Annotated in this window: 23 protein-coding genes; 14 read left to right on the top strand and 9 right to left on the bottom strand. The window is 71.3% G+C overall.

The annotated features are described in order from the left end of the window. Positions 1–33 precede the first annotated feature (33 nt). Positions 34–1,278, top strand: a complete 1,245-nt coding sequence (locus ACZ5XS_RS18955; RefSeq protein ID WP_468652656.1) for an acyl-CoA dehydrogenase family protein — start codon at positions 34–36, stop codon at positions 1,276–1,278. After that, on the top strand, positions 1,275–2,390 hold the full coding sequence (locus ACZ5XS_RS18950; protein ID WP_468652654.1) for an acyl-CoA dehydrogenase family protein: 1,116 nt from the start codon (positions 1,275–1,277) through the stop codon (positions 2,388–2,390). Before ACZ5XS_RS18955 ends, ACZ5XS_RS18950 begins: the two co-directional genes overlap by 4 nt. A gap of 83 nt (positions 2,391–2,473) precedes the next feature. On the opposite strand, the gene ACZ5XS_RS18945 is transcribed toward ACZ5XS_RS18950, so the two are convergent. The 6 genes from ACZ5XS_RS18945 to ACZ5XS_RS18920 are packed head-to-tail and all read right to left on the bottom strand — an operon-like array spanning position 2,474 to position 7,878. After that, positions 2,474–3,631 (bottom strand): acyl-CoA dehydrogenase family protein, encoded by a 1,158-nt coding sequence (locus ACZ5XS_RS18945; RefSeq protein WP_468652652.1) that lies wholly within the window; start codon positions 3,629–3,631, stop codon positions 2,474–2,476. Between the two features lie 30 nt (positions 3,632–3,661). Beyond that, positions 3,662–4,174 carry a DoxX family protein gene (locus ACZ5XS_RS18940; protein WP_468652650.1) on the bottom strand — a complete coding sequence of 171 codons (513 nt, stop codon included), beginning with the start codon at positions 4,172–4,174 and terminating at the stop codon, positions 3,662–3,664. Further along, entirely contained in the window at positions 4,171–5,082 is a 912-nt protein-coding gene (locus tag ACZ5XS_RS18935; RefSeq protein ID WP_468652648.1) for an SDR family NAD(P)-dependent oxidoreductase, read from the bottom strand. The genes ACZ5XS_RS18940 and ACZ5XS_RS18935 overlap by 4 nt, the downstream gene beginning before the upstream one ends. Before the next feature lie 23 nt (positions 5,083–5,105). After that, positions 5,106–6,284 (bottom strand): CaiB/BaiF CoA transferase family protein, encoded by a 1,179-nt coding sequence (locus tag ACZ5XS_RS18930; protein WP_468652646.1) that lies wholly within the window; start codon positions 6,282–6,284, stop codon positions 5,106–5,108. A 57-nt stretch (positions 6,285–6,341) separates the two neighbouring features. Next, a complete protein-coding gene (locus ACZ5XS_RS18925; RefSeq protein WP_468652644.1) occupies positions 6,342–7,121 on the bottom strand; it encodes an enoyl-CoA hydratase/isomerase family protein in 780 nt (259 codons plus the stop codon). A gap of 1 nt (position 7,122) precedes the next feature. Beyond that, positions 7,123–7,878 (bottom strand): SDR family NAD(P)-dependent oxidoreductase, encoded by a 756-nt coding sequence (locus ACZ5XS_RS18920; RefSeq protein WP_468652642.1) that lies wholly within the window; start codon positions 7,876–7,878, stop codon positions 7,123–7,125. An 85-nt stretch (positions 7,879–7,963) separates the two neighbouring features. Here ACZ5XS_RS18920 and ACZ5XS_RS18915 point away from each other — a divergent pair, with 85 nt between their 5' ends. The 10 genes from ACZ5XS_RS18915 (at position 7,964) to ACZ5XS_RS18870 (ending at position 18,725) form a co-directional block, all read left to right on the top strand. Then, positions 7,964–9,106, top strand: coding sequence for an acyl-CoA dehydrogenase family protein (locus ACZ5XS_RS18915; protein ID WP_468652640.1), 1,143 nt, complete (start codon positions 7,964–7,966; stop codon positions 9,104–9,106). Between the two features lie 101 nt (positions 9,107–9,207). Next, positions 9,208–10,698 (top strand): aldehyde dehydrogenase family protein, encoded by a 1,491-nt coding sequence (locus ACZ5XS_RS18910; protein WP_468652638.1) that lies wholly within the window; start codon positions 9,208–9,210, stop codon positions 10,696–10,698. Between the two features lie 36 nt (positions 10,699–10,734). Beyond that, entirely contained in the window at positions 10,735–12,309 is a 1,575-nt protein-coding gene (locus ACZ5XS_RS18905; protein ID WP_468652636.1) for an AMP-binding protein, read from the top strand. Positions 12,310–12,313: 4 nt separating this feature from the next. Continuing rightward, positions 12,314–13,465 carry a thiolase family protein gene (locus ACZ5XS_RS18900; RefSeq protein ID WP_468652634.1) on the top strand — a complete coding sequence of 384 codons (1,152 nt, stop codon included), beginning with the start codon at positions 12,314–12,316 and terminating at the stop codon, positions 13,463–13,465. Beyond that, a complete protein-coding gene (locus ACZ5XS_RS18895; protein ID WP_468652632.1) occupies positions 13,462–13,857 on the top strand; it encodes a Zn-ribbon domain-containing OB-fold protein in 396 nt (131 codons plus the stop codon). The genes ACZ5XS_RS18900 and ACZ5XS_RS18895 overlap by 4 nt, the downstream gene beginning before the upstream one ends. A gap of 239 nt (positions 13,858–14,096) precedes the next feature. After that, positions 14,097–16,448, top strand: a complete 2,352-nt coding sequence (locus ACZ5XS_RS18890) for a sensor histidine kinase (RefSeq protein WP_468652630.1) — start codon at positions 14,097–14,099, stop codon at positions 16,446–16,448. Between the two features lie 8 nt (positions 16,449–16,456). Next, positions 16,457–16,885 carry a roadblock/LC7 domain-containing protein gene (locus ACZ5XS_RS18885; RefSeq protein ID WP_468652796.1) on the top strand — a complete coding sequence of 143 codons (429 nt, stop codon included), beginning with the start codon at positions 16,457–16,459 and terminating at the stop codon, positions 16,883–16,885. A 17-nt stretch (positions 16,886–16,902) separates the two neighbouring features. Next, complete coding sequence (locus ACZ5XS_RS18880) at positions 16,903–17,271, top strand: DUF742 domain-containing protein (RefSeq protein WP_468652794.1); 369 nt, start codon at positions 16,903–16,905, stop codon at positions 17,269–17,271. Next, positions 17,252–17,848, top strand: coding sequence for a GTP-binding protein (locus ACZ5XS_RS18875; RefSeq protein WP_468652628.1), 597 nt, complete (start codon positions 17,252–17,254; stop codon positions 17,846–17,848). The genes ACZ5XS_RS18880 and ACZ5XS_RS18875 overlap by 20 nt, the downstream gene beginning before the upstream one ends. Before the next feature lie 88 nt (positions 17,849–17,936). Next, a complete protein-coding gene (locus tag ACZ5XS_RS18870) occupies positions 17,937–18,725 on the top strand; it encodes a FadR/GntR family transcriptional regulator (protein ID WP_468652626.1) in 789 nt (262 codons plus the stop codon). A gap of 67 nt (positions 18,726–18,792) precedes the next feature. Here the strand turns inward: ACZ5XS_RS18870 and ACZ5XS_RS18865 are convergent, their stop codons facing one another. The 3 genes from ACZ5XS_RS18865 to ACZ5XS_RS18855 are packed head-to-tail and all read right to left on the bottom strand — an operon-like array spanning position 18,793 to position 21,776. Next, positions 18,793–19,818 (bottom strand): TIGR03617 family F420-dependent LLM class oxidoreductase, encoded by a 1,026-nt coding sequence (locus ACZ5XS_RS18865; RefSeq protein ID WP_468652624.1) that lies wholly within the window; start codon positions 19,816–19,818, stop codon positions 18,793–18,795. Continuing rightward, a complete protein-coding gene (locus ACZ5XS_RS18860) occupies positions 19,815–20,951 on the bottom strand; it encodes an acyl-CoA dehydrogenase family protein (protein ID WP_468652622.1) in 1,137 nt (378 codons plus the stop codon). The genes ACZ5XS_RS18865 and ACZ5XS_RS18860 overlap by 4 nt, the downstream gene beginning before the upstream one ends. 3 nt (positions 20,952–20,954) lie before the next feature. Continuing rightward, positions 20,955–21,776: an enoyl-CoA hydratase/isomerase family protein gene (locus ACZ5XS_RS18855; protein WP_468652620.1), complete on the bottom strand. Its 822-nt coding sequence runs from the start codon at positions 21,774–21,776 to the stop codon at positions 20,955–20,957. 71 nt (positions 21,777–21,847) lie between these two features. Here ACZ5XS_RS18855 and ACZ5XS_RS18850 point away from each other — a divergent pair, with 71 nt between their 5' ends. Both ACZ5XS_RS18850 and ACZ5XS_RS18845 read left to right on the top strand, forming a co-directional pair. Further along, positions 21,848–22,741 carry a crotonase/enoyl-CoA hydratase family protein gene (locus ACZ5XS_RS18850; protein WP_468652618.1) on the top strand — a complete coding sequence of 298 codons (894 nt, stop codon included), beginning with the start codon at positions 21,848–21,850 and terminating at the stop codon, positions 22,739–22,741. Beyond that, entirely contained in the window at positions 22,738–24,339 is a 1,602-nt protein-coding gene (locus ACZ5XS_RS18845; RefSeq protein ID WP_468652616.1) for a GMC family oxidoreductase, read from the top strand. The genes ACZ5XS_RS18850 and ACZ5XS_RS18845 overlap by 4 nt, the downstream gene beginning before the upstream one ends. Positions 24,340–24,358 lie beyond the last annotated feature (19 nt).

The raw sequence follows: 24,358 nt of genomic DNA, 5'->3' as shown, positions 1-24,358 counted from the left end.
CTGAGATCGCTTTGAGAGCAGCAGGGACCCGCGATGGAACAGGACATGCAGGACTTCGCCGCCGAGGCGCGCCGCTTCCTCGACGCGCACGCGGCGAAGGCCCCCGACCGCTCCGCCTTCACCTGGGGCGAGGGCGACGACTCGATGGCGTACTTCAGCAGCCTTTCTCCCGAGGAGGACCGCGAGCACGTGCGGCGGGCGCGGGAGTGGCAGCGGATCCGCCACGAGAACGGCTTCGGCTGGATCACGGGGCCGGTGGAGTACGGCGGCCGGGGCCTGACCCCCGTCCACGACCTGCTCTACGACGCCGTCGAGTCCGAGTACGACGTGGCCGACACCGGCGTGCTGAGCGTGGTGGGCCTGGGCATGATCGGGCCGACGGTCCTCGCCCACGCCCAACCGCATCTCAAGGACCGCTGGCTGCCCACGATGTACCGCGGGGACGCCATCGCCTGCCAGCTGTTCAGCGAGCCCGGCGCCGGTTCCGACCTGGCGAGCGTGGCGACCCGGGCCGTCCGCGAGGGCGGGGACTGGGTGCTGAACGGGCAGAAGGTGTGGACCTCGGTCGCCCAGCACAGCCAGATCGGCCTCGCCCTCACCCGGACGAACCCGGACGCGCCCAAGCACCGCGGGATCACCGCGTTCCTGGTCCCCATGGACGCCCCCGGAGTCGAGGTCCGGCCGCTCAGGCAGATGACCGGCGGCGCGGACTTCAACGAGGTCTTCCTCACCGACGTGCGCATCCCCGACGACCACCGTCTCGGCGAGGTCGACGGCGGCTGGACCGTCGCCCTGACCACCCTGATGAACGAGCGCGCGACCGTTGGCAGCGAGGGCGCGGGCCCGGTGGCCGCCGCCCTGTCCCCGGACCGGCTCTCCGCGCTGATGCGCGCCACCTGGACCTGGGACGACCGCGCCCTGCGGGCCCGTCTCGCCGAACTCCTGGTGGACGCCATGGCCACCGAACACCTCAACGCGCGGGCCCTGCGCAAGCTGCGCGGCGGGGTCGCACCGGGCCCCGAGATGTCCGTCTCCAAGCTGATGTACGGGCAGAACCTGACCCGGGCCGCCCACTTCATCGCGGACGCCCTCGGCCCGCGCGCGATCGCCGACACCGGCGGGTGGGGCACGTACGCCTGGAGCGAACTGCTCCTCGCCACGCCGGCGTTGCGCATCCTCGGCGGCACCGAGGAGATCATGAAGAACATCCTCGCGGAACGGGTCCTCGGCCTGCCCAAGGAACCGGTGGCCGCCGCTGCCAAGGAGGCGCGCCCGTGATCGCCGACGACAGTGAACTGCACCAACTGCGTTCATCTGTACGGGAGTTCCTCGACGCCAAGTCACCCGAGGAAGCCGTGCGCAAGCTCATGGAGAGCGACCCGCGCTTCGACCCGGCAGTGTGGGCCCAGGCGGCCGACCAGCTACGGCTGCCGGGGCTGGTGATCCCGGAGGAGTACGGCGGTGACGGCTTCGGGCTCGTCGAACTCGGCGTCGTCCTGGAGGAGATGGGCCGCGCGCTGTTCTGTGCGCCCTTCTTCGCCACCGTCGTCCTGGCGGCCCAGGCCCTGCTCGCCTCGGGAGACGAGGACGCCTGTGCGCGCCACCTCCCCGGCATCGCCTCCGGCCGGACCACGGCCACCCTCGCCGTCGCCGAGGACCACGGCTCCTGGGACCCCGCCATGGTCTCCGCGCGCGCCGTACCGGACGAGGGCGGCGGCTGGACCCTGCGCGGCCGCAAGTTCTTCGTCATCGACGGGTCGACGGCCGATCTGATCCTCGTCGTCGCCCGAACCGTCGCCGGCCCCACGCTCTTCGCGGTGGAGCGGGAGGCCGCGGGACTCGTGGCGGAACCGATGGAGACGATGGACGCCACGCGGGCCATGGCCCGGCTGACGCTGGACGCCGTGCCCGCGACGCTCGTCGGGACCCAGGGAGCGGGCGGGCGCATCATGGCCAGGGTCCTGGACGTCGCCACGGTCGCACTGGCCGCCGAGCAGGCGGGCGGAGCGCGCAGGTGCCTGGAGACGGGCGCCGAATACGCCCGTACCCGGCATCAGTTCGGCCGGCCCATCGGCTCCTTCCAGGCGGTCAAGCACAAGTGCGCCGACATGCTCGTCCAGGTGGAACTGGCCGAGGCCGCGTCCCGGGAGGCGGCCCGGCTGGCCGCCGAGGACTCCCCGGACTTCCCGGTCGCCGCGGCCGTGGCACACGCGTGCTGCTCACGGGCCTACATGTTCGCGGCCATGGAGAACATCCAGATCCACGGTGGCATCGGCTTCACCTGGGAACATCCGGCCCACCTGTACTTCCGGCGGGCCAAGTCCTCGCAGCTGCTCTTCGGGGGTCCGGCGGTGTACCACGAGCGGCTGCTGGACCGGCTCGGCATCTGAGGACCGCAGCAACGGAAAGGCCCCGGGACATCCCGGGGCCTTTCCGTTGCGGACCGGTCAGGCGTGCGCCCGTGTGGGCGCGGTCAGCCGCGCGCCGCCTCGCCCAGCAGTGCCTTCGCGATGATGACCTGCTGGATCTGGCTGGTGCCCTCGTAGATGCGGAACAGCCGGGCGTCGCGGTAGAAGCGCTCGACGGCGACTCCGCGCATATAGCCGGCGCCGCCGTGGATCTGCACCGCGCGGTCCGCGACCCGCCACACCATCTCGCTGGCGAAGTACTTCGTGCAGGACGGGCCGATCTTCGTGTCCGTACCGGCGTCGAAGGCGCGGGCGGCCTCCAGCACCGTGGCACGCCCGGCGTAGTAGTCCGTCATGGAGTCGGCGATCAGGCCCTGGACGAGCTGGAAGGAACCGATGAGCCTGCCGGACTGGCGACGCGTACGGGCGTACTCCACCGACTCGTCGACCAGGCGCTGGGCCATGCCCACGCACAGGGACGAGATGTGCACCCGGCCGTGCGCGATGCAGCCCATCGCCGTCGAGAAGCCCCGGTTCAGACCGCCCTCGCCGCCGACGAGCGCGCAGGCCGGTACGCGGACGTCGTCGAAGTACACGTCCGCGGTCCAGGCGCCGAACTGGCCCATCTTGTGGTCCTTGGGCGCCACGGTGAGGCCGGGGGTGCCGGCCGGCACCAGGAACGTGGAGATGCCCCGGGTGCGCGGGGCGTCGGGGTCCGTGCGGGCGAAGACCATGAAGACGTCGGCGAGGGGAGCGTTGGTGATGTACCGCTTGGCGCCGTTGATCACCCAGTCGTCGCCTTCCAGGTGCGCCTTCGTGGTGAGCGTCGAGGGATCGGAACCCGCGTCCGGCTCGGTCAGCGCGAACGACGCCAGGACGTCGCCGGAGGCGATCCTCGGCAGCCACTCGGCCTTCTGCTCCTCGGTGCCGCCGACCATGAGGACATGACCGGCGATGCCGTTGTTGGTGCCGAACATCGAGCGCAGGGAGGGGGTCGTGTAGCCCAGCTCGAACATCAGCTGGGCCTCCTCGTACATCGACAGCCCCAGCCCGCCGTACTCCTCGGGCAGCGCGAAGCCGAACAGGCCCATCTTCTTGGCCGCCTCGCGGATGTCCGCGGGCATCTCGTCCTTCTCGTCGATCTCCGCCTCGAGCGGCACGACGCGTTCCCGGACGAAACGCCGGACCTCGGACAGCACCGCGCTGAAGTCAGCCGCGTCCATGTCGACTCTCCCTTGTTGCCCTCATCGGTCTCATTGCTCTGTCTCGTCCGGCTTCTGCTCCGGCCGGTAGCACAGCGCCAGCAGCGCCGCGGCGCTCACCGTGCCGATTCCCGCCGCCAGCAACGCGGTGCCGGCGCCCGCGCGTTGGCGGCGCAGCAGCCCGTCGAGCGAGTACCGGCCGTTGCCCAGGGCCGCCAGTGCGACGGCCGCGCCGCCCACGACACCGGCGTACTCCCAGCCGCCCTTGAAGACGAAGAAGCCCTTGCCGCGGTGGTCGGTCCGCGCGGCCACGGTCATCAGGCCCACGGCCGCGGCGGCGGGGAGCGGGTTGGCCGCGCCGAGGACGATGCCGACGCCCGCGGCCATCTCGGTGCCGGCCGCCATCCGGGCGTGCACCTCGGCCGGCTTGAGCCCCAGCGCCTCGAACCAGCCCGTGGTGCCCTTGAGCCCGCCCGGCCCGGCGACCTTGTTCCAGCCGTGCGCGAAGAGCATCGGGCCGAGAGTCGCGCGCAGCACGAGGGCGGCGGCGTCGTGGCCCTTCACTGGCCGACGCCCGTCGCCCGGCCCGCGGGGGCGGCGCCGTACAACTGCGGTACCGCGTCCACGAGTTCGTTGTAGGTGAGGGCCTGGCCGGACCGGCTGGGGTGGACGCCGGCGACGGTCCAGCCCTGCAGGCGGTTGAGCCGGTTGCCCTCGATGCGCAGGACCTGGCCGGTCAGCCAGGCCGCGCTGTCGGAGGCCAGGTAGACGACGACCCCGGAGGCGTTGGCGGGATCGCGCGGGTCGAAGCCCTCGACGGCCTGGAGGGACTCGCCGACGGCCAGCCCGTCCGTCATCCGCGTGGCCGCGATCGGGGAGATGGCGTTCGCCGTGACGCCGTAGCGGCGCATCTCCAGGGCGGTGAGGACGGTGAGCCCGGCTATGCCGGCCTTCGCGGCCCCGTAGTTGGACTGGCCCTGGTTGCCGAACAGGCCCGTCCCGGAGGTCGTGTTGATCACCCGGCCGGCGACCCGCTCGCCCCGCTTCGACGCCTCGCGCCAGTACGCGCACGCGTGCCGCGTGAGGGCGAAGCTGCCCTTCAGGTGCACCGCGATGACGCTGTCGAAGTCGGCCTCCGTCATCGAGAACAGCATGCGGTCGCGCACGATGCCCGCGTTGTTCACGACGATGTCGAGGCGCCCGAACTCCGCGACGGTGTCCGCGACCATGGTCTCGGTCGCCGCCCAGTCGGTCACCGAGGAGTGGTCGGCGATCGCCCGGCCGCCGAGCTTGGTGATCTCGGCGACGACCTCGTCGGCGGGGGAGTCGCCGGTCTGCTCGCCGTGTATGCCCGAGCCGAGGTCGTTCACCACCACGGTCGCGCCGGCCTCGGCGAGCGCCAGACAGTGCGCCCGCCCCAGGCCTCTTCCGCCGCCGGTGACGATGGCGACCTTGTCGTCGAGGATGCCCACGCCGTACCTCCAGATGTATGAGTTCAGTTGGCTTCGCGCGGCAGTTCGCCGGTGAGTTCGCGGAGCACTTCGTCGGTGTGCTCGCCGAGCGTCGGCGCGCCGCCGCGCGGCTTCTCGTCGACGCCCCAGAAGGCGACGGGCGTGGCCACCGTCCGCAGCGGCGGCGCGTCACCCATGCCCGGCTGTTCGACGAACGCCCCGACCGCCTCCGCCTGCGCGTCGGCCGCCACCTCCGCCAGGGTCTGCACGGGCGCCCACCACACGCCCTCGGTGTCGAAGCGCTCGGCCCACTCGGCCAGCGGCCGCTTGGCGAACTCCTCGTCGAACACGGCGATCAGCTCGCGTACGTGGCCGCGCCGGGCCTTGCCGGTCGCGAACCGCTCGTCCGCCACCAGGTCCTCGCGGCCGAGCGCCTTGACGACACCGGGCCAGTGCCGGTTGCCCTCCAGTCCGACCAGCCAGAACCAGCGGTCGTCGGACGTCCGGTAGGAGTTGTAGAGCGGCGACTCGTGCTCGGTGCGGTGGCGGGTGCGGCCGCGTTTGCCGAAGAAGTTCTGCAGGGCGAGGTCGTTGCCGTTGGCGTAGGTGCCGGAACGCAGCAGGGACACGTCCACGACCCCGCCCTCGCCGGTGCGTTCGCGTCGCAGCAGCGCGGCCAGCACGCCGGCGACCAGGTTGGCCGCGGCCGTACGGTCGCCCAGGCCCGGCCGGATGCCGGGCGGCGGCTCGCCGGCCGGGTTGAGCATGGCGGCGATGCCGGGCCGGGCCCAGAACGCGGAGACGTCGTACCCGGCGCGGTCGCGCTCGGCACCCGCCCAGCCGTAGCCCGTCAACGAGCCGACGACCAGGCGGGGGTGGCGAGCCCGCAGTTCGTCGGGTGCGAGGCCGAGCCGCTCCAGGGCACCCGGGCGGAGGTTGGTGACGAACACGTCGGCGCGTTCCAGCAGCCGCTCCAGTACGTCCTTGCCCTCCTGCGAGCGCAGATCGAGGACGATCCCACGCTTGCCGCGGTTGTCGGTCTCGAACGGGGGTGCGCTGTCGATGTCCTGTCCGACGTGCTTGAGCGTGTACCGGTTGGGGTCGCCGGTCGGCGCCTCCACCTTCACCACGTCCGCGCCCCAGTCGGCGAGCATGGTGGCCGCGGCCGGTGCCGCCACCCACATGCCCAGCTCGACCACGGCAATGCCCTCCAGTGGCCGCACGGCCCACCTCCAGATCTGTCGGGGCCGGCCGGTACGTCTGTACGCCCGTACCGCCTGCTACACGCCGCGGAAGTCGCCCGGTCGGCGTTCCCGGAAGGCCTTGAGCCCCTCGGCCCGGTCCCCGGTTGAGAACAGCACCGAGACGGTCTCGCGCTCGTACGCGATGGCCGCCTCCAGGTCCATGCCGAGCCCGTAGTCGATCAGCCGCTTGCCCGCCGCGAGTGCGAGCGGGGCCCCGGCGGTCAGCTTCGCGGCCAGGGCTTCGGCGGTCTTGAGCGCGCCGCCGGGCTCGGCGAGTTCGTTGACGAGCCCGAGCGCGTGAGCCCGCTCCGCGTCGATCGGCTCGCCGGTGAGGATCATCTGCTTGGCGATCGCCGGCGGCAGGAGGCGGGGCAGCCGCTGGGTGCCGCCCGCGCCCGGCAGCACGCCGAGCTTCATCTCGGGCAGGCCGAGCCGGGTGCCGCGCTCGGCCACCCGCAGGTCGCAGGCGAGGGCCAGCTCCAGGCCGCCGCCGAAGGCGAACCCGTGGACGGCCGCGACCGACGGCTTGGGGAAGTCCTCCAGAAGCGCGAACGCGTCGGTCAGACGCCCCACGAAGGCACGGAACTGGCCGGGTGCCGTGAACGACTCGATCTCACCGAGGTCGGCACCGGCCGAGAAGGCCCGTCCCGCACCGGTGATGACCAGGGCGCGTACCTCGTCGTTGTCGCGGACGTCGGCGAGAGCCTGTTTCAGCTGTTCGGCGGTCTCGGAGCCGATGGCGTTGAGCTGCCCCGGCCGGTCGAGGGTCAGCACGGCGATCCGGTCGCGGAGTTCGGCACGCAGCACGGTGTTCACCTCAGACCATCGTCAGTCCGCCGCTGACCGAGAGCGTCTGCCCGGTCATGTACGCGGCGTCGTCGGACGCGAGGAAGGCCACCACGCCGGCGATCTCGTCGGGCTGGGCGACGCGGCGCAGCGGGATGGCCCGCACCGTCGCGTCGTACATCTTCTGGCTGTAGTCGGCGACCTGCCCGAGCAGGGCGGTGTCGGTCGGCCCCGGGCAGACGCTGTTGACGGTGATGCCGTGCCTGGCGACCTCGCGGGCCAGCGCCTTGCCGAAGGCGATGACCCCGCCCTTCGTCGCGGAGTACACCACCTCGCCGGACGAACCGACGCGGCCGGCGTCCGAGGCGATGTGCACGATCCGGCCGCCACCGCTTTCGATCATCGAGTCCAGTACGGCCCGGGTCACCGTGATGGTGCCGCGCAGATTGACGTCGATGATCCGGTCCCAGGTGTCCGGGGTGCTGTCGACGAAGCGGCCGATGACGTCGACGGCCGCGTTGTTGACCAGTACGTCGACCGGTCCGAGCTCGACGGTCACCCGCTCCACGGCCGCGTGCACGGCCGCGCTGTCGGAGATGTCGGCGCCGACCCCGGTCGCCCGCACCCCGTACCGCTCGACGAGTCGGCCCGCGACCTTGGCGGCGGCCTCCGGGTCCAGGTCGCAGACGGCGACCGCGGCTCCCTGGGCTGCGAGCCGGTCGGCGATCGCCTCGCCGATACCGCGTCCCGCTCCGGTGACGAGTGCCACCTTGTCCCGTACGCTCACGCGCCCTCCCTCGCCCAGGTCCCGATACAGCGCTATCGTATAACTACTTCAGCTAAATAAGCGAGATGCGTGAGTGGAGTCGAGCATGCGCCGAACGATCTTCACCGAGGAACACGAGCTGTTCCGCGAGACCGCCCGCACCTTCTACCTGCGCGAATGCGCCCCGTACGCCGAGCAGTGGGAGCGCGACGGCCAGGTGAGCCGGGCCGCGTGGGCGGCGGCAGGCAAGGCCGGGCTCATCGGCTGGCAGTTCCCGGAGGAGTACGGCGGCCAGGACATCCGGGACTTCCGCTACAACGCCATCATGGCGGAGGAGATGGCGGCCACCAGCTCGGTCGGCATCGGGCTCGGGCTGCAGAACGACGTGATCCCGCCCTACCTGATGAACCTCGCCACACCCGAGCAGAAGGCCCGCTGGCTGCCCGGCGTGATCAGCGGCGAGACGATCTGCGCCCTCGCGCTGTCGGAGCCGTCCGCCGGGTCCGACCTCAAGGGCATCCGCACCACCGCCCGCCGGGACGGCGACGAGTGGGTGATCGACGGCTCCAAGACCTTCATCACCAACGGCATCCTGGCCGACCTGGTCATCGTCGCCTGCAAGACCGACCCGGAGGCGGGCCACAGGGGCATCAGCCTGATCGTCGTCGAGCGCGGTACCGAGGGCTTCGAGCGCGGGCGCAAGCTCGACAAGGTCGGGATGAAGGCCCAGGACACCGCTGAGCTCTTCTTTCACGAGGTGCGGGTCCCGGCGGAGAACCTCATCGGACAGGAGGGGCGCGGTTTCTACCACATGATGGGCAACCTCCCGACCGAGCGGCTCGCCATCGCCGTCTCCTCGCTGGCGGCTGCCGAGCGGGCCTACACGCTGGCACTGGACTACGCCAAGACGCGTACGGCCTTCGGGCAGCCCATCGGGGAGTTCCAGGCCAACAGGTTCGCTCTCGCCGGCATCAGGGCCAAGCTGAACGCCGCCCGCGTCTACGTGGACGGCTGCATCATGGCCCTGCTCCAGGGCGAGCTGACGGCCGAGGAGGCCGCCGCCGCCAAGTACTGGACCTCCGAGACCGGCTGGGAGGTCATCGACCGCTGCATGCAGCTCTTCGGCGGCTACGGCTACGTCAACGAGTACGAGATCGCCCGCATCTGGCGGGACAGCCGGGTGCAGCGGGTCTTCGGCGGAACCTCGGAGATCATGCTGGAGATCATCGGGCGGTCGCTGGGCCTGTAGTCACGGTCCGGGGTGTCCTGACCTTATTGACTACCTTGGATAAATAGGTTAGCTATTTAGCCTGGATGTGCGCAGCGTTGCGCGGTCTCTAGGAGGTATGCGTGGTCACGGTCGATGTGAAGCTGCACCAGGACAGGGCGGAGCACGACCTGCCGCAGCCGCGTCTGGTCATCGGCGGCAAGGACGTCACCGACACGAGCGGTGGACTCTACGAGCACCGCAACCCGGCGACCGGCCTGATCCAGGCGCACATCCCGCTCGCCGGGCCCACCGAGGTGGACCAGGCGGTGGCGGCCGCCCGCCAGGCCTTCGAGGTGTGGGGCACCATGCGCCCCGCCGAGCGCCGCCGGCTGCTCACCCGCTTCGCCGGCCTGCTGCGCGACCACATCCCCGACTTCGCGGCGATCTGCCCGCTGGAGAACGGCGTCTGCATCGGCGGCTGGGCGGAGAACGTCGGACCGCACGTCGCCGAGTGGACCGAGTACTACGCCGGCTGGGCCGACAAGATCGAGGGCATGGTCGGCGCGGCCTACAGCCCGCACGAGAACGTCGAGTACACCATCGCCGAGCCGTACGGCGTCATCGGCCACATCATCACCTGGAACTCGCCCGCGCTGTCGCTGGCGATGAAGGTCCCGCCGTCGCTCGCCGCCGGCAACACCGTGGTCATCAAACCGGCCGAGTCCACGCCGTTCTCCGCGCTGCTCTTCGCCGACCTGGCCCGCGAGGCCGGCATCCCCGAGGGCGTCATCAACGTCGTCACCGGGCTCGGCGACGCGGGATCGGCCCTGGTGACCCACCCCGGCGTCGACAAGATCTCCTTCACCGGCGGTCCCGCCACCGCGCGCCGCATCATGGCCGACGCGGCCCTCAGTCTCAAGCCGGTCGTGTTCGAGCTCGGCGGCAAGTCCGCCAACCTGCTCTTCGCCGACACCGACCTGGACACCGTCGTCCCGTACTGCGCGGCCTTCGCCATGAGCAACACCGGCCAGGGCTGCGCACTGCCCACCCGGCTCCTGGTCGAGCGACCGATCTACGAGGAGGTCATCGCGCGGGTCACCGGTGTGATCGCCCACCTGCCGGTCGGCGACCCGCTCGACCCGACGACGTACATCGGACCCCTCATCAACGAGGCCGCCCGCGAACGCGTCCAGGGCATGATCGACAAGGCGGTCGAGGACGGTGCCGGCCGGCTCGTGTTCGGCGGCGAACGCATCGCATCCGACGGCTACTTCGTCTCACCGACCGTCTTCGCGGACGTCGACAACCGCAGCGACCTCGCCCAGCAGGAGGTCTTCGGCCCGGTCCTGGCCATCACCCCGTTCGACACCGAGGACCAGGCCGTCGCCCTGGCGAACGACAGCGAGTACGGCCTGTCCGCCTACATCCAGTCCCGTGACATCGCGCGCGTCAACCGCCTGGTGCCGCGCCTGAAGGCCGGGACGGTCTACGTCAACCCCGGTCCGAACCCCATCACTTCGCCCGCCACGCCGTTCGGTGGGGTCGGCATGAGCGGGTTCGGGCGGGAAGGCGGCAAGGCCGGCCTGGACGAGTTCATCAACGTCAAGGGCGTGGGCATCGGCCGCGTCTGACGGCCCCCACCTCTCCAAGCCTTTGGAGCCAACAGCATGCATTCCGCCCGCCGCCTGACGTTCGGCGACATCATCCGTGAGCACCGAAGGTCCTTCCCCGACGGCGTCGCCCTCGTCGACGGCGACGTCCGGCTGACCTGGCCCCAACTGGACGAGCGCACCAACCGACTCGCAGGCGCCCTCGCGGACGCGGGGGTCGGCCCCGGCGACCGCGTCCTGTGGCTGGGCCAGAACTCCTTCCGGATCTGGGAGCTGCTCGGCGCCGCCGCGAAGATCGGCGCCATGGTCTGCCCCGGCTACTGGCGCTGGGCCGCCCCCGAGATGGCCTTCGCCGTCGAGGACTTCGACCCCAAGGTGATCGTCTGGCAGGACGAGGAGATCGGCGACACGGTCGCCAAGGCGCGCGCCGAACTCGGCAGCGACCACCGGGCGTTGTGGCTGCGTCACGACTCCGAGGGCGCCGACTCCTACGAGTGCTTCCTGGCCTCCGGCTCGCCCGAGGACCCCGTCGCCGAGGTCGACCCCGACGCCGCGCTCCTGGTCATCTACACCGCGGCGATCTCCGGCCGGCAGTCCGGCTCGATGCTCTCGCACCGCAACCTGCTCGCCATGGGCGCGAGCGGCGCCTGGATGGGGGACATCGGCACGGAGACCGCCTTCCTCGGCGCCGGACCGATGTTCCACATCGGCAACTACCAGTTCTGGGGCGTCCCGGCCTTCGTCCACGGCGGCAAGAACGTGGTCGTCCGCCGCGTGGTCGCCGAGGAACTGCTCCCGCTGCTGGCGGCGGAGCAGTGCACCCACGCCTACCTGATGCCACCGACCATCGCGCAGCTCGTCGCCCTGAACCGCGAGGCCGGCCACGACCTCTCCCACCTGCGCGCGAGCGTTGCCGCACCCCTGTGGCAGGGCACCGTCCCCACCGACCAGAGCCGCTTCACCCGCAACGGCGGCGGCGAGGGCCGCGGGTACGGACAGACCGAGGTGACCGGCTTCGCGGTGACCGGCGCCTACGGCGGCTCGGGCGCGGGCAACGCGGGACGGCCGGGGCCCTTCACCGCCGTACGCGTCCTGGACGGCGCCGGCCAGGAATGCGCGGCCGGCGAAGCCGGCGAGATCTGTGTCCGCGGCGACCTCGTCCACCTCGGCTACTGGAACCGGCCCGCGATCAACGAGGAGCGCTTCCGCTTCGGCTGGTGGCACACCACCGACCTCGGCCGGCGCGAGAGCGACGGCACGATCAGCTTCCTCGGGACGACGACCCGCATGCTCAAGTCGGCGGCCGAGAACATCTTCCCGGCCGAGGTGGAGAACTGCATCGAGTCCCACCCCGCGGTGAAGGAGGCGGCCGTGATCGGCGTGCCCAACGAGCGCTGGGCGCAGGACGTGAAGGCCGTCGTCGTGCTCCAGCCGGGCGCCGAGCCGGTCACCGCGGCGGACGTCATCGAGCACTGCCGGGCGCGGATCGCCTCGTACAAGAAGCCGAAGACGGTCGAGTTCGTCGAGTCCCTGCCGCGCACGAAGGACTACGCCAAGGACTACGAGGCGCTCGACGAGCGCTTCGGCGGGGGTGGCTATCCCGGCGGCGACACGCTCGGCGCGGGACGGTGACCTCGTGAACGGTCGCCAACCCGTGGTCGTCGGTGTGCACGCCACCGAGCAGGCGTTGATGCTGCCCGACCGGGACGCCATGGACCTCGCCCTCGAAGCGGTACGCGGCGCGATCGCGGACGCCGGACTGACCCCGGCCGACGTCGACGGCGCGCAGGTCGACTGGCCCGGTCCGGGCGGCGTACCCGGCGAGGGCAGTTCCTGGGCACGGATGCTCGGCCGGGACCTGCGCTGGACCAGCGACTCGATGCTCGACAACGCCGGCTCGCGGGGCCTGCTGAAGGCGGCCGCCGCCATCGGCGCCGGATACGCGGACACCGTCGTCGTCGGCGGCTGCAAGCTGGTCTCGCGCGGCGCCGGTCCCGTCGGGGCCGGGGTGCCCCTGGAGTTCGCCGACGTGTGGGGCAGCTATGTCGTCGCCCAGTTCGCGCTGGTGGCGGCCCGGCACATGCACGAGTACGGGACGACGTCCCGGCAGCTCGCCGAGGTCGCCGCCACGATCCGCAACAACGGCGCCACCAACCCGGAGGCGATGATGTACGGCCGCGGGCCGTACACCGCCGACGACGTGCTCGCCTCCCGGATGGTGGCCACGCCCTTCCACCTGCTGGACTGCTGCATCGTCGGCGAGGGCGGCGCCGCCATGGTGGTGACCACCGCCGAACGGGCCCGCGACCTGCCGCACCCGGCCGTCGCCGTCCTGGGCGGCGGCATGGAGTACCACCAGGCCGCGTACGCCAACCCGGCGCTGTACCGAGAAGTCGGGCAGCTCGGCCGGGACGCCGCGTCGCGCGCCTACGCCATGGCGGGCGTCAGCCCGCACGACGTGGACGTCTTCTCCCTGTACGACCCCAACTCCTTCGAGATCATCCGGCAGTTGGAGGCACTCGGCCTGTGCGGCGAGGGCGAGGGCGGACCGCTGGCGGCCAGCGGCGCCATCGCCGTGGGCGGCAAGCATCCCGTCAATCCCGACGGCGGCTGTCTGTCGTACGCCTGGAACGGGACGCAGCAGATGACGCTCAAAGTCGTCGAGGCCGTACGGCAGTTGCGCGGCACCGCCGTGCACCAGGTCGAGGGCGCCGAGCTGGCGGTCGTCGGGAACGCGGGGTCCGGCGCGCAGCACTACGAGATGAGCCTGTTGGGGAGAACGCGATGAGCCGGCCCGTACCCGTCCCCACCGAACTGTCCGAAGCGTTCTGGGACGCGGCCCGACGCGGCGACCTGGTCGTCCCGTACTGCTCGGCCTGCGACCTGCGCTTCTTCGTTCCCGAGCCCGCCTGCCCCGGGTGCATGGCGCCGGACTGGCGGTACGTGCCCAGCGTGGGCCGGGGGGCCGTCTACTCGGTGACCGTGGTGCACCGCGCACCCGGCCCTGGCTTCGACACGCCCTTCGCGCTCGCCGTGATCGACCTCGACGACGGCGGCACCCTGCTCTCCCACGTCGACGCCGGCGATCCGGACACCGTCGGCATCGGCATGCGGGTACGTGTCGACTTCCGGCCCCTCACCGACGAGATCACGCTGCCCTGTTTCGTGCCGGAGCGCTGATCGCGTCGATGGAAACCGATACCTGTGAAACTTTAGTGCTCTAAGTGTATTTAGATAGCGGTATCCACAGATAGCATCGGCGCGTCATCGTGTGGGCCCATCGGAGCGGCCTGTCACTTGGAGCATCGCTGGGGACCTCAGTGGCAGTGCACGCGCGTGCGTCGAACAGGCAAGGCCCAAGGGGCAACGGATCCCGGCGACAGCCGTCCCTCCGCACGGTTCTGCTCATCCTGGCTCTCGTGCCCAGCGTGACCGTCGTGGCCCTCTGGCTGGCGAGTTCCGCGCAGCTCTACACGGACTGGCAGAGGCAGAAGGACCGCAACGCGGCCTCCTCCGCGGCGGCACGTCCCATCATGGCCGCCTTCTTCGACCTCCAGGAGGAACGGCGGCTCAGCGGTGCGGCACTCGCCGATCCCAAGGGCTACCGGAAGGCGCTGCGCGAGCAGCGCGGCCGCACCGACGCGGACGTCACCACCGTCCAGAATCTGCCCGACAGCAAGTGGAGCGCCCCGGACGACATCCGGCGCAACGTCGTCCAGGTGGGCAGCAATCTGCGGAAACTGGCCGACTACCGGGCGGGGGTGGACCAGCGGACCGCCTCGCAGCAGCAGACGTTCGACCGCTATACGAGCCTGATCTCCGGCCAGTTGAACCTGTTCACCACTCTGAGCCATGTCGGTCTGCCCAACATCGACTACCTCGCCCGGCCGGCCATCGACTCGGTGTGGGGCATGGAGATGATCTCGCGGGAGAACGCGCTGTTCACCCGCGGCTCGGTGACCGGACGGCTCTCCGCCACCGAACGCGGGCAGCTCGCCGGATGGATCGGCTCCCAGCGATTCATCTACGACAACAAGATCGTGCCCCTCGTCCCGGACGACCAGGGCGCGCTCTACCGGAAACTCATGGCGAGCGGCGCGTGGGAGCAGAAGACGGCGGCCGAGCAGGACTTGCTGTCCGCATCCGCCTCCGACCCGGACAAGTTCTCCGAGGCACTGGGCAAGAGGTGGGGCGACAGCGTCGGGCCGGTCGCCGCCCAGCTCCAGAAGCTCAACGCCACCTACTCCGCGACCCTGACGGCGGCCACCGAGAGGGAACTGGACGCGATGGTGCGGCGGCTGGTCGTCACCAGCGTGATGGGCGCGGTGGCGGTGGCCCTGGTCATGCTGGTCACCGCGGTGTTCACCCGGTCGCTGCGCCGGCGGATCTCCGCGCTGCGCGCGGCTGCCCTGGATCTGCAGACCCGGATGCCGGACGTGGTCGAACGCCTGCGCAGAGGAGATGTCGTCGACCTGGACGCCGAACTCCCGGCCATCCAGCACGGCGACGACGAACTGGGCCAGCTGGGCCAGGCGCTCAACCTCGCGCGCCACAGCGCCCTGGACACGACGATGGCGCAGGTGTCGCAGTTCCGCGGGTTCGAGAAGCTCCTGCAGCGCATCGCCCGGCGTACCCAGCTGCTCATCGGACTGCAGATGAAGAAGCTCAGTGAACTCGAGCGTCGGCACGAGGATCCCGAGGTCCTGGAGGGCCTGTTCGACCTCGACCATCTGACCGCCCGGCTGCGGCGCTACGAGGAGAACCTGGTGATCCTCGGGGGCGGCCAGCCGCAGCGTCGCTGGCGCAAGCCCGTCCTGCTGCTGGATGTGCTGCGCTCCGCACAGAGCGAGGTGCAGGACTACCGGCGGATCCAGATCGATGTCGAGGAGCGCGTGTGGCTGGCCGAGCGCGCGGTCGGTCTGGTGATCCACGTGCTGGCCGAACTCATGGAGAACGCGGTCGGCTTCTCCAAGCCGCCGACACCGGTGGAGGTGTACGCCGCCCGCGTGGGGCGCGGCCTCGCGGTGGAGATCGAGGACCGCGGCGTGGGCATGGACGACGCGCAGTACGACGAGGCCAACCGGCTGATGAGCGAACCGCCCCGCATGGACGTCATGTCCCGGGCGGACGACGTCAGGCTCGGACTCTATGTGGTCGCCCGGCTGGCGCGTGGCCTCGGCATCCAGGTGGAGCTGCGGCCCTCCTCGTTCGGCGGCACCCGGGTGGTCGTCCTCATCCCCGACGAACTCGTCGTCGACGCCCCCGAGCGGACCGGGCCCACGGCCGGGGAGGCCGACGCCGCCTGGCAGCCGGCCCACGACGCGGCCGTGGCGGACGTCCCCGGGCCGGAGCACGGGACGGCGCTGGACGTGGACACGCTGGTGACCGGCCGCATCGGCCCGCCCGGAGTCACGGCGCCCGCCGGCGATGTGTGGACCCGGCCACCGCGCCCCCAGGGAGTGCCGCAGATGGCGGGCGCACCGCGGATGAGCGGCCCACCGCGCGTGCATGCCGCGCCGGACGCGCAACCACTGCCCAAACGGGTCCGCCTGGCCAGTCTCGCCGACGAACTGCGTGACCCGAACGCGGACCTGCGGGCGCCTTCGCCCGACGAGCGGACGCCGGCCCGGCGGGCCGCGCCCGCCCGCTCCGGCGCGACGATCGGCGCCTTCCAACGCCAGTCCCGGATGGTCCGGCGCGATGCTCCCCCGACCGACCACGAACCCACCGACGTGCTGCCGCAGCGTAGACGGATCCCGACGGAAGACTGACCATGACAATGCGAACGACCGCCACCCATCCGGACCTCGACTGGTTGCTGGACGCGCTGGTCGAGCAGGTTCCCGGCACGCGCCACGCCATCGTGCTGTCCGACGACGGGCTGGTGGTCAGCCAGTCCCGCACCATCGCCCGCGGTGACGCGGAGCGTCTCGCCGCCGTGGCCACCGGCCAGCAGAGTCTGGCCCGCGGGGTCGGGCAGCTGTTCGGTGGCGGTTCGGTGCACCAGGTGATCGTCGAGATGACCGACCTGTGGCTGTTCATCTCCGCCGCGGGCCGGGGCACTCATCTGGCCGTCGTGGCATCCCAGGAAGTGGACGCCGAGTTGATGGCCGTGGCCATGCACACCCTCATGCAGCAAGTGGGCCGGCGCATGAGCACCGAGGCACGCTTCGGTGCGCCCGCCGACGAGGGCGGTGTACGTGAGTGAGCCACTGGATGGACGGCCTGGAAGCGGGGGACGCTGAAGCGCTGTCGGTACGGCCCTACACCATCACCCAGGGCCGGACGGCACCCGCGCGCGACGACCTCACTCTCATCACCCTCGTGACGACCGTCGAACCGGCCCCCGGCCGGGCCGGGATGCGCGGCCTGCAACCCGAGCACCGCTCGATCCTCCAGCAGTGCCGCACCCCCGCGGCGGTGGCCGAGATCGCCGCGGAACTGAACCTGCCCGTGGCGGTCACGAAAATCCTGATCGACGACCTGGTCGCGCTGGGCAGGGCCACCACCCGTCCACCGATCGCTGTAGCAGTGGGAAACACATTGGACATGACACTTCTTCGGGCGGTGAGGGATGGCCTTCGCAGACTCTGACCCCGCGGGCCGGGCCTACGACGGCTCGGCGCCGGCGGCGGTCAAGATCCTCGTTGCCGGTGGCTTCGGCGTCGGCAAGACGACCCTGGTCGGGGCGGTGAGCGAGGTGGCGCCGCTGCGCACCGAGGAGTACCTGACCGTCGCGAGCGTGGGCGTCGACGACGTCGAGGGCGTCGAGCGGAAGTCCACCACCACCGTGGCCATGGACTTCGGCCGCATCATGGTGAACCCCCGCCTGGTGGTCTACCTCTTCGGGACACCCGGCCAGGAGCGCTTCTGGTTCATGTGGAACGACCTCGTGCACGGCGCGCTCGGCGCGGTGGTCGTCGCCGACACCCGGCGGCTGGAGTCCAGCTTCGCGTCCATCGACTTCTTCGAGAGCCGCGGCATCCCGTTCGTGATCGGCGTCAACTGCTTCCACGGCCGCCAGGAACGCGACGAGTGGGAGATCCGCGAAGCGCTGGACCTGGACCCGGAAGTCCCCTTGGTGATCGGGGACATGCGGCAGCGGTCGGTCGGCCGCGATCTGCTGCTCGCGCTGGCCGAACATCTCATTGCCGCGAACTCGGTAACCTAGTTCAATCAGTTATCTAGTAGAGTGAACCGTCTACCCGGTGCTCGGGCTGTGTCCCGCACCTGTGGGTCGGACGGAGGTGGGCCCGGTGATGAGTGCGGCGGGGCGGCAGGGCGGTGGCGGTGGCGGTGTGAACGGTGTCAAGGTCCGCGTCCCCAAGATGGCCGAGCTGGTGGCGGCACAGCTGCGCCGCAAGATCGTGCGCGGGGAGCTGACCGAGGGCGAGGCGCTGCCCGCCGAGTCGGCGCTGATGGCGGAGTTCGCCGTCTCCCGGCCGACGTTGCGTGAGGCGTTCCGGGTGCTGGAGTCGGAGTCGCTGATCAGCGTGCGCCGGGGCGCCCGGGGCGGGGCACGCGTGCAGACCCCGGAAGGCACGGTCGCGGCCCGGTACGCCGGCGTGGTGCTCGAATACCGGGGCACGACCCTCAAGGACGTCTACGACGCCCGTACGGTCATCGAGGCACCGTGCGCCGGTCTGCTGGCCGAGGGGCGCACGGAGGAGGACCTGGAGCGGCTGCGAGCCGCCGTCGCCGAGGCCGAGGCGCTGATGGACGACCCGTCGGCCTTCATCCGTGCCCACATGGAGTTCCACGCCCTGGTCGTCGAACTGGCGGGCAACGAGACGCTGAGCGTCCTCAACGGCATGGTGCGGCACATCATCGACCAGGCGAACTGGTCCCACGTCGACCTCGACGCCGGAAGCCCCGAGAACGTGCGGGCCAACCGCCGGGGCTTCCGCGCCCACGGCGCGCTCGTCGAACTGGTGGCCGCCCGCCGGACCGAGGCCGCCGAGGAGCTGTGGCGCCTCCACCTCCAGGAGGCCGAGGACTACCTGCTGCAGAACAGGTCCATGACGACAGTCCTGGACCTGCTCGGCTGACCTACGGGACCGGAGCGGGCGCGGCCGCCGTCGCGGGAGCCGCGGCGGCGACCTGCTCGGCCGAGCGTCACTCGGGTGTGCGCAACTCCTGCACGATGGGCTCCCACACCTCGGCGTCGATCTCGTACGCCGTGTAGAAGGACACCCGGTCGACCAGCGCCCCGTACCGGCGCCGGATCTCGCCCGCGACCCGCTCCGGTTCCGCCACGACCGCGAACGTGTGCAGCACCTCGTCGTCGACCAGGCGGCTCATCGCCTCCCACTTGTCCTCGCGCCGGGACGTCGACAACGCGTGCAGCTCGTCGCCGAGTTCACCCCAGCCGTGCAGCTCCAGCACCCCGCGATAGGCGGGCGTGCTGCCGTAGAAGGCGATCTGGGCACGGGTGCCGTCGATCGCGCGGGTCATCTCCTCCTCCGTGCGGCCGGTCGCGGTCAGCAGCAGATGGGAGACGGCGAAGTCGGCCCGCGTGCGGCCGGACGTGGCCAGACCCGCCTCCACGGTGGGCAGGGTCACCTCCCGCAGGTATCGCTCCGTGGTGAAGCCGTGCGCGAGGAGCCCGTCGGCGACCTCGCCCGCCACCTTGGTCATCGCCTGACCGACCGCGGCCACGAACACCTTGGGCGCTCCGCCGGGAGCGGGCGGAGGAGAGAAGAAGGGCGACATCAGGGTGTGCGAGTAGAAGTCGCCGCGGAAGTCGAGCTTCCCGCCCTCGTTCCAGGCCGACCAGATGGCGTGCAGCGCGCTCACGTACTCCCGCATGCGGGCCGCGGGCCGGCTCCACGGCATGTCGAAGCGCCGCTCGATGTGCGGCTTGATCTGGCTGCCGAGACCGAGCGAGAACCGTCCGCCCGCGTAGGTCTGCAGGTCGTGCGCGGTGTACGCGAGCTGCATGGGGGAGCGGGCGAAGGCCACCGCGATGGCCGTCCCCACCTCGAGGCGGTCGGTGTGCTCGGCCGCCAGCACCAGCGGCAGGAAGGGGTCGTGCTTGGACTCCGACGCCCACAGGCCGTCATAGCCGGCCTTCTCGTGGTGCCTGGCCTCCTCCACGACCTCCGTGGTGCTCCACACGTTGAGCTTGCCGTCGACCTTCATGCCGCTCCCTCGTCCGTTTCCATGCCGATTCTCCGTGCGAGCAGTTCCCGGTGGTACGCCGGATCCCCGAACAGCAGCTGTGACGTCTTGGCCCGCTTCAGATAGAGGTGGGCCGGGTGCTCCCAGGTGAAGCCGATGCCGCCGTGCACCTGGATGTTCTCCTCCGTCGCCTGCAGACAGGCCTCGGAGCAGAACGCCTTGACCAGGCTGGCCGTGGCGGGCAGCTCCGGGTCCTCGGTCTCGGCGGCGAGCAGGGCGTAGTGGGCGGCGGCGCGCGCCGACTCCACCTCCAGGAGGACGTCGGCGAGCAGATGTTTCACGGCCTGGAAGGAGCCGATGGGCCGCCCGAACTGGTGGCGCACCTTGGCGTACTCCACCGCCATGTCGAGCGCGCGGGAGGCCACTCCGACCTGCTCGGCGGCCAGCGCCACCGCGGCCCGGCCGAGCACCTGCGACACCAGGTCCCATCCGTCGCCGTGCGTACGCAGCCGGGTCGCCGGTACGTCCCGGTAGTCGAGGCGGGCCTGGCGGCGGGTCGGGTCCATCGTGGGCAGCGGCTCACGCGTCAGGCCGGTCGCGTCGCCCTCCACGCAGAACACCCCGATGCCGTCGCCGGTGCGGGCGACGGTGAGGACGACATCGGCGGTGGCACCGTCCAGGACGAACATCTTGTGCCCGGTCAGCAGCCAACTCCCGTTGCTTTCACGGGCGGTGAGCCGGACTCCCGCCGCGTCCCAGCGGGCCGAGTCCTCGGTCAGGGCGAGTGTCCCGACGAGTTCGCCGGAGGCCAGGCCCGGCAACAGGCGCTTGCGGGCGTCCTCGTCGGCGCAGCGCAGCAGCGTGGTCGTCGCCAGCACGGCCGAGGACAGGAACGGCGCACACAGCAGCGCACGTCCCATCTCCTCCATCACCACACCCACTTCGACCGGCCCGCACCCGGCGCCGCCGTACTCCTCGGGGACCGCCAGCCCCTGCAGCCCGAGCTCCGTCCCCATCCGGCGCCACAGCGCCCGGTCGAAGCCCTCGGGCGTCTCCATCAGACGCCGCACTTCGGTCTCCGGCGAGGTGTCCGCCAGGAACGCCCTGACCATGCGCCCCAGTTCGGCCTGCTCCTCGCTGAACGCGAAGTCCATGCCTCAGCCCTCCTCGGCGGTCCTGCGACGGCCGCGGGACGCGATGATCTTCTCCACGACGGCGATGTGGTCCGGCGAGTGCATACTCTCCTGCTCGGCGAGCAGGGCCGGTTCCAGCACGGTGGCGAGCGCCTGTTCCAGGTGCAGGTTCACCGCGCGCTTGGTCTCGCGCAGGGCCTGCGAGGGCAGGGCGGCCAGCCGCCCGGCGAGGTCCATGGCCTCGTCCAGGAGCTTGTCCTTCGGCACGGCGCGGTTGGCGATGCCCAGCCGGACCGCCTCCTCGGCGCTCACCCGGTCGCCGAGGAACAGCAGTTCCTTCGCGCGGGTGAGGCCGACCAGCAACGGCAGGACGAGAGCGCCGCCGTCACCGGCGACGAGCCCGACCTGGACGTGCGGGTCGGCCACATAGGCGTCGTCGGCGATCAGGACGAGGTCGCTCAGCAGGGCCAGGCTGCACCCCAGGCCCACCGCGGGCCCGTTGACGGCCGCGATCACCGGCAGCGGGCAGCGGACCATGCCGGTGATGATCCGCCGTGCCTCGTCGACGTTGCGTTCGCGGAAGGCGCGGTCGCGCTGGACGCGGGTCATGATGTCGAAGTCGCCCCCGGCGCTGAACGCCCGGCCGCGCCCGGTGAGCACCACCACCCGGGCATCCGGATCGGCGGCGAGCGAGTCCCAGAGGGACGCGAGGGAGGAGTGCAGCTCCTCGCTCATCGAGTTGAGCTGGTCCGGCCGGTTCAGCTCGATCAGCCGGACCGGCCCGACAGCCGTCACCACCAGGTCGGTCATCTCCACCGCCATCAGTCGTCCATCGGTCAGGAACAAGTCAGTAGAGTTGAATGCTATAACTAATTAAGCTTTCTGGAAACGGCTCGCTGGAGTGACGGAGGACGCGTATGCCGGAGCAGGAGTACGAGACCGTGCGGGCCGAGGTGGCGGACCGGATCCTCACCGTCACCCTCAACCGGCCCGAGAAACTCAACGCCTTCAACCCCCGGATGATGGCCGACCTGCTCGACGTCCTGGACGCGGCCGACGCCGACGACGACGTACGCGTGACCGTGGTGACCGGCGCCGGACGGGGCTTCTGCGCGGGCGCCGACGTCAGCTCCGGCGGCTCCTCCTTCGACCATCGCAAGGCGGGCGCCCGGCACCGGGACACCGGTGGCCGGGTGGCGCTGCGGATCTTCTCCAGCACCAAGCCGGTGATCGCGGCGATCAACGGCCCGGCGGCGGGCGTCGGGGCCAGCATGACCCTGCCCATGGACATCCGACTGGCGTCGACCTCGGCGAAGTTCGGCTTCGTGTTCGCCCGCCGCGGCATCGTGCCGGAGTCGGCGGCGAGCTGGTTCCTGCCGCGGGCCGTGGGCATGCAGCGGGCCATGGAATGGGTGGCGACCGGCAGGGTCTTCGGCCCCGAGGAGGCGCTGGCGGCGGGGCTGGTCCGCTCCGTGCACCCGCCGGAGGAACTGCTGCCGGCGGCGTACGAACTCGCCCGGGAGATCGCCGAGAACACCTCCGCGATCTCGGTCGCCCTCTCCCGTCAGATGATGTGGCGGATGCTGGGCGAGCCGCACCCGATGGCCGCCCACCGGCTCGACTCCCGGATCATGAGCCAGATCGGCGGCGGCCCGGACCCCGTGGAGGGCGTCCAGTCGTTCCTCGCCAAACGGCCGCCCGCATTCCCTGGCCGGGTCAGCAAGGACATGCCGCCTCTCTACCCCTGGTGGCGGGAGGAGGAGTTCCGCCCCCTCGAGGAGCAGGCACCGGCATCGGAGGACCAGGGATGACGACGTTCGACTACATCGTGGTGGGCGCGGGGTCCGCGGGTTGCGTACTCGCCGGCCGTCTCTCCGAGGACCCGAAGACGTCGGTGCTCCTGATCGAGGCCGGCGGCCGGGACACCACACCGCTGATCAGAATGCCCAAGGGGTTCGGCAAGCTGCTGGGCGATCCCCGGTTCGCCTGGCACTACCCGGTCGAGCCGGTGGGCCCGAGCCGCCGCGTCGAGCAATGGGTCCGGGGCCGGACGCTCGGCGGATCGAGCTCGGTCAACGGCATGGTCTACAACCGCGGCGACCGCGCCGACTACGACGAGCTGGAACGCCTCGGCAACCCCGGCTGGGGCTGGGACACCATGCTGCCGGTCTTCCGGCGGATCGAGGACAACGCGCTCGGCGCCTCCCAGGCCCGCGGCGCCGGCGGCCCACTGCACGTCTCCACCGCACCGCGGCCGGAGCCGCTCTGCGAGGAGGCGATCGCCGCCGGGACCGGACTCGGCTGGCGTCGCACGGACGATCTGAACGCGAGCGACGACGAACGCATCGGCTACGCCATGGCCACCATCAGGAAGGGGCAGCGGTTCAGCGCCGCCCGCGCCTTCCTGCACCCCGTCGCGGACCGGCCGAACCTGACCGTGGCGGTGGACACCCACGTGACGCGCGTCCTCGCCGAGCACGGCAGAGCCGTCGGCGTCCACGCCCGCAACAAGGGCCGGGAGGCCGACTTCCGGGCTCGGCGCGAGGTGATCCTCTCCGCCGGCAGCATCGCCACGCCCAAGATCCTCCAACTGTCCGGCATCGGCCCGGCCGAGACGCTGAAGTCGGCGGGCGTGGACGTCCTGGTCGACAGCCCGCACGTGGGCGGCCGGATGCGCGAGCACCGGTGTTTCGTCGTCCAGTACCGGCTGAAGGACGACCTCGGCTACAACAAGGCCCTGAGCACACCGCTGCGGCAGGCCCTGTCGGGGGCGAGATACCTGGCCACCCGCCGTGGACCGCTGGCCGCGCCCGCCTTCGACGTGATCGCCTTCTTCAAGACCCGCCCCGAACTCGCCCGCCCGGACGCCCAGTTGCTCATCGCACCGGTGTCCCTGCTGCCCGACGTGCCCGGCAAGGAGACCGGCGTGGAGCGCGAGCCCGGGGTGATGGGCCTCGGCTACATCCTGCGCCCCACCGCCGAGGGCGGCCTGCACATCACGTCGGCCGACCCCGACGCCCCTCTCACGATCACACCGAACTACTACGGCTCCGACCACGACCGCACGGTGGGGGCCGCCCTCTTCCGGCGCATGCGGGAACTCTTCGAGACCGATCCGATCGCCGCCCGGATCACCGCCGAGACGCTGCCGGGCCCCGGGGTCCGCGACGACCAGGACATCATCGACGCCGGTCTCGACCAGGGCCGCTGCGGCTACCACGCCATCGGCACCTGCGCCATGGGCCCCGCCGACGAAGACGTCGTCGACGCCCGGCTGCGCGTACGCGGCATCGAGGGCCTGCGGGTCGTCGACTGCTCGGTCATGCCGACGATGGTGTCCGGCAATCTGAACGCGCCGATCATGGCCATGGCGTGGAGGGCGGCCGACCTCGTCCTGGGGACGGTCTGATCCCGCACCGGGAGATCTG

It is taken from the genome of Streptomyces sp. NPDC033131, assembly GCF_055578365.1.
Note: the sequence above shows the minus strand (reverse complement) of the source record. Positions and strands in the feature narration are given on the sequence as shown.

Bases quoted from the DNA above. Each gene is read 5' to 3' on its own strand.
- ACZ5XS_RS18945 (WP_468652652.1), bottom strand. From the start codon at position 3,631: ATGGACGCGGCTGACTTCAGCGCGGTGCTGTCCGAGGTCCGGCGTTTC.
- ACZ5XS_RS18870 (WP_468652626.1), top strand. From the start codon at position 17,937: ATGAGTGCGGCGGGGCGGCAGGGCGGTGGCGGTGGCGGTGTGAACGGT.
- ACZ5XS_RS18885 (WP_468652796.1), top strand. From the start codon at position 16,457: ATGCGAACGACCGCCACCCATCCGGACCTCGACTGGTTGCTGGACGCG.
- ACZ5XS_RS18895 (WP_468652632.1), top strand. From the start codon at position 13,462: ATGAGCCGGCCCGTACCCGTCCCCACCGAACTGTCCGAAGCGTTCTGG.
- ACZ5XS_RS18860 (WP_468652622.1), bottom strand. From the start codon at position 20,951: ATGGACTTCGCGTTCAGCGAGGAGCAGGCCGAACTGGGGCGCATGGTC.
- ACZ5XS_RS18875 (WP_468652628.1), top strand. From the start codon at position 17,252: ATGGCCTTCGCAGACTCTGACCCCGCGGGCCGGGCCTACGACGGCTCG.
- ACZ5XS_RS18915 (WP_468652640.1), top strand. From the start codon at position 7,964: ATGCGCCGAACGATCTTCACCGAGGAACACGAGCTGTTCCGCGAGACC.
- ACZ5XS_RS18865 (WP_468652624.1), bottom strand. From the start codon at position 19,818: ATGAAGGTCGACGGCAAGCTCAACGTGTGGAGCACCACGGAGGTCGTG.
- ACZ5XS_RS18955 (WP_468652656.1), top strand. From the start codon at position 34: ATGGAACAGGACATGCAGGACTTCGCCGCCGAGGCGCGCCGCTTCCTC.
- ACZ5XS_RS18850 (WP_468652618.1), top strand. From the start codon at position 21,848: ATGCCGGAGCAGGAGTACGAGACCGTGCGGGCCGAGGTGGCGGACCGG.
- ACZ5XS_RS18845 (WP_468652616.1), top strand. From the start codon at position 22,738: ATGACGACGTTCGACTACATCGTGGTGGGCGCGGGGTCCGCGGGTTGC.
- ACZ5XS_RS18905 (WP_468652636.1), top strand. From the start codon at position 10,735: ATGCATTCCGCCCGCCGCCTGACGTTCGGCGACATCATCCGTGAGCAC.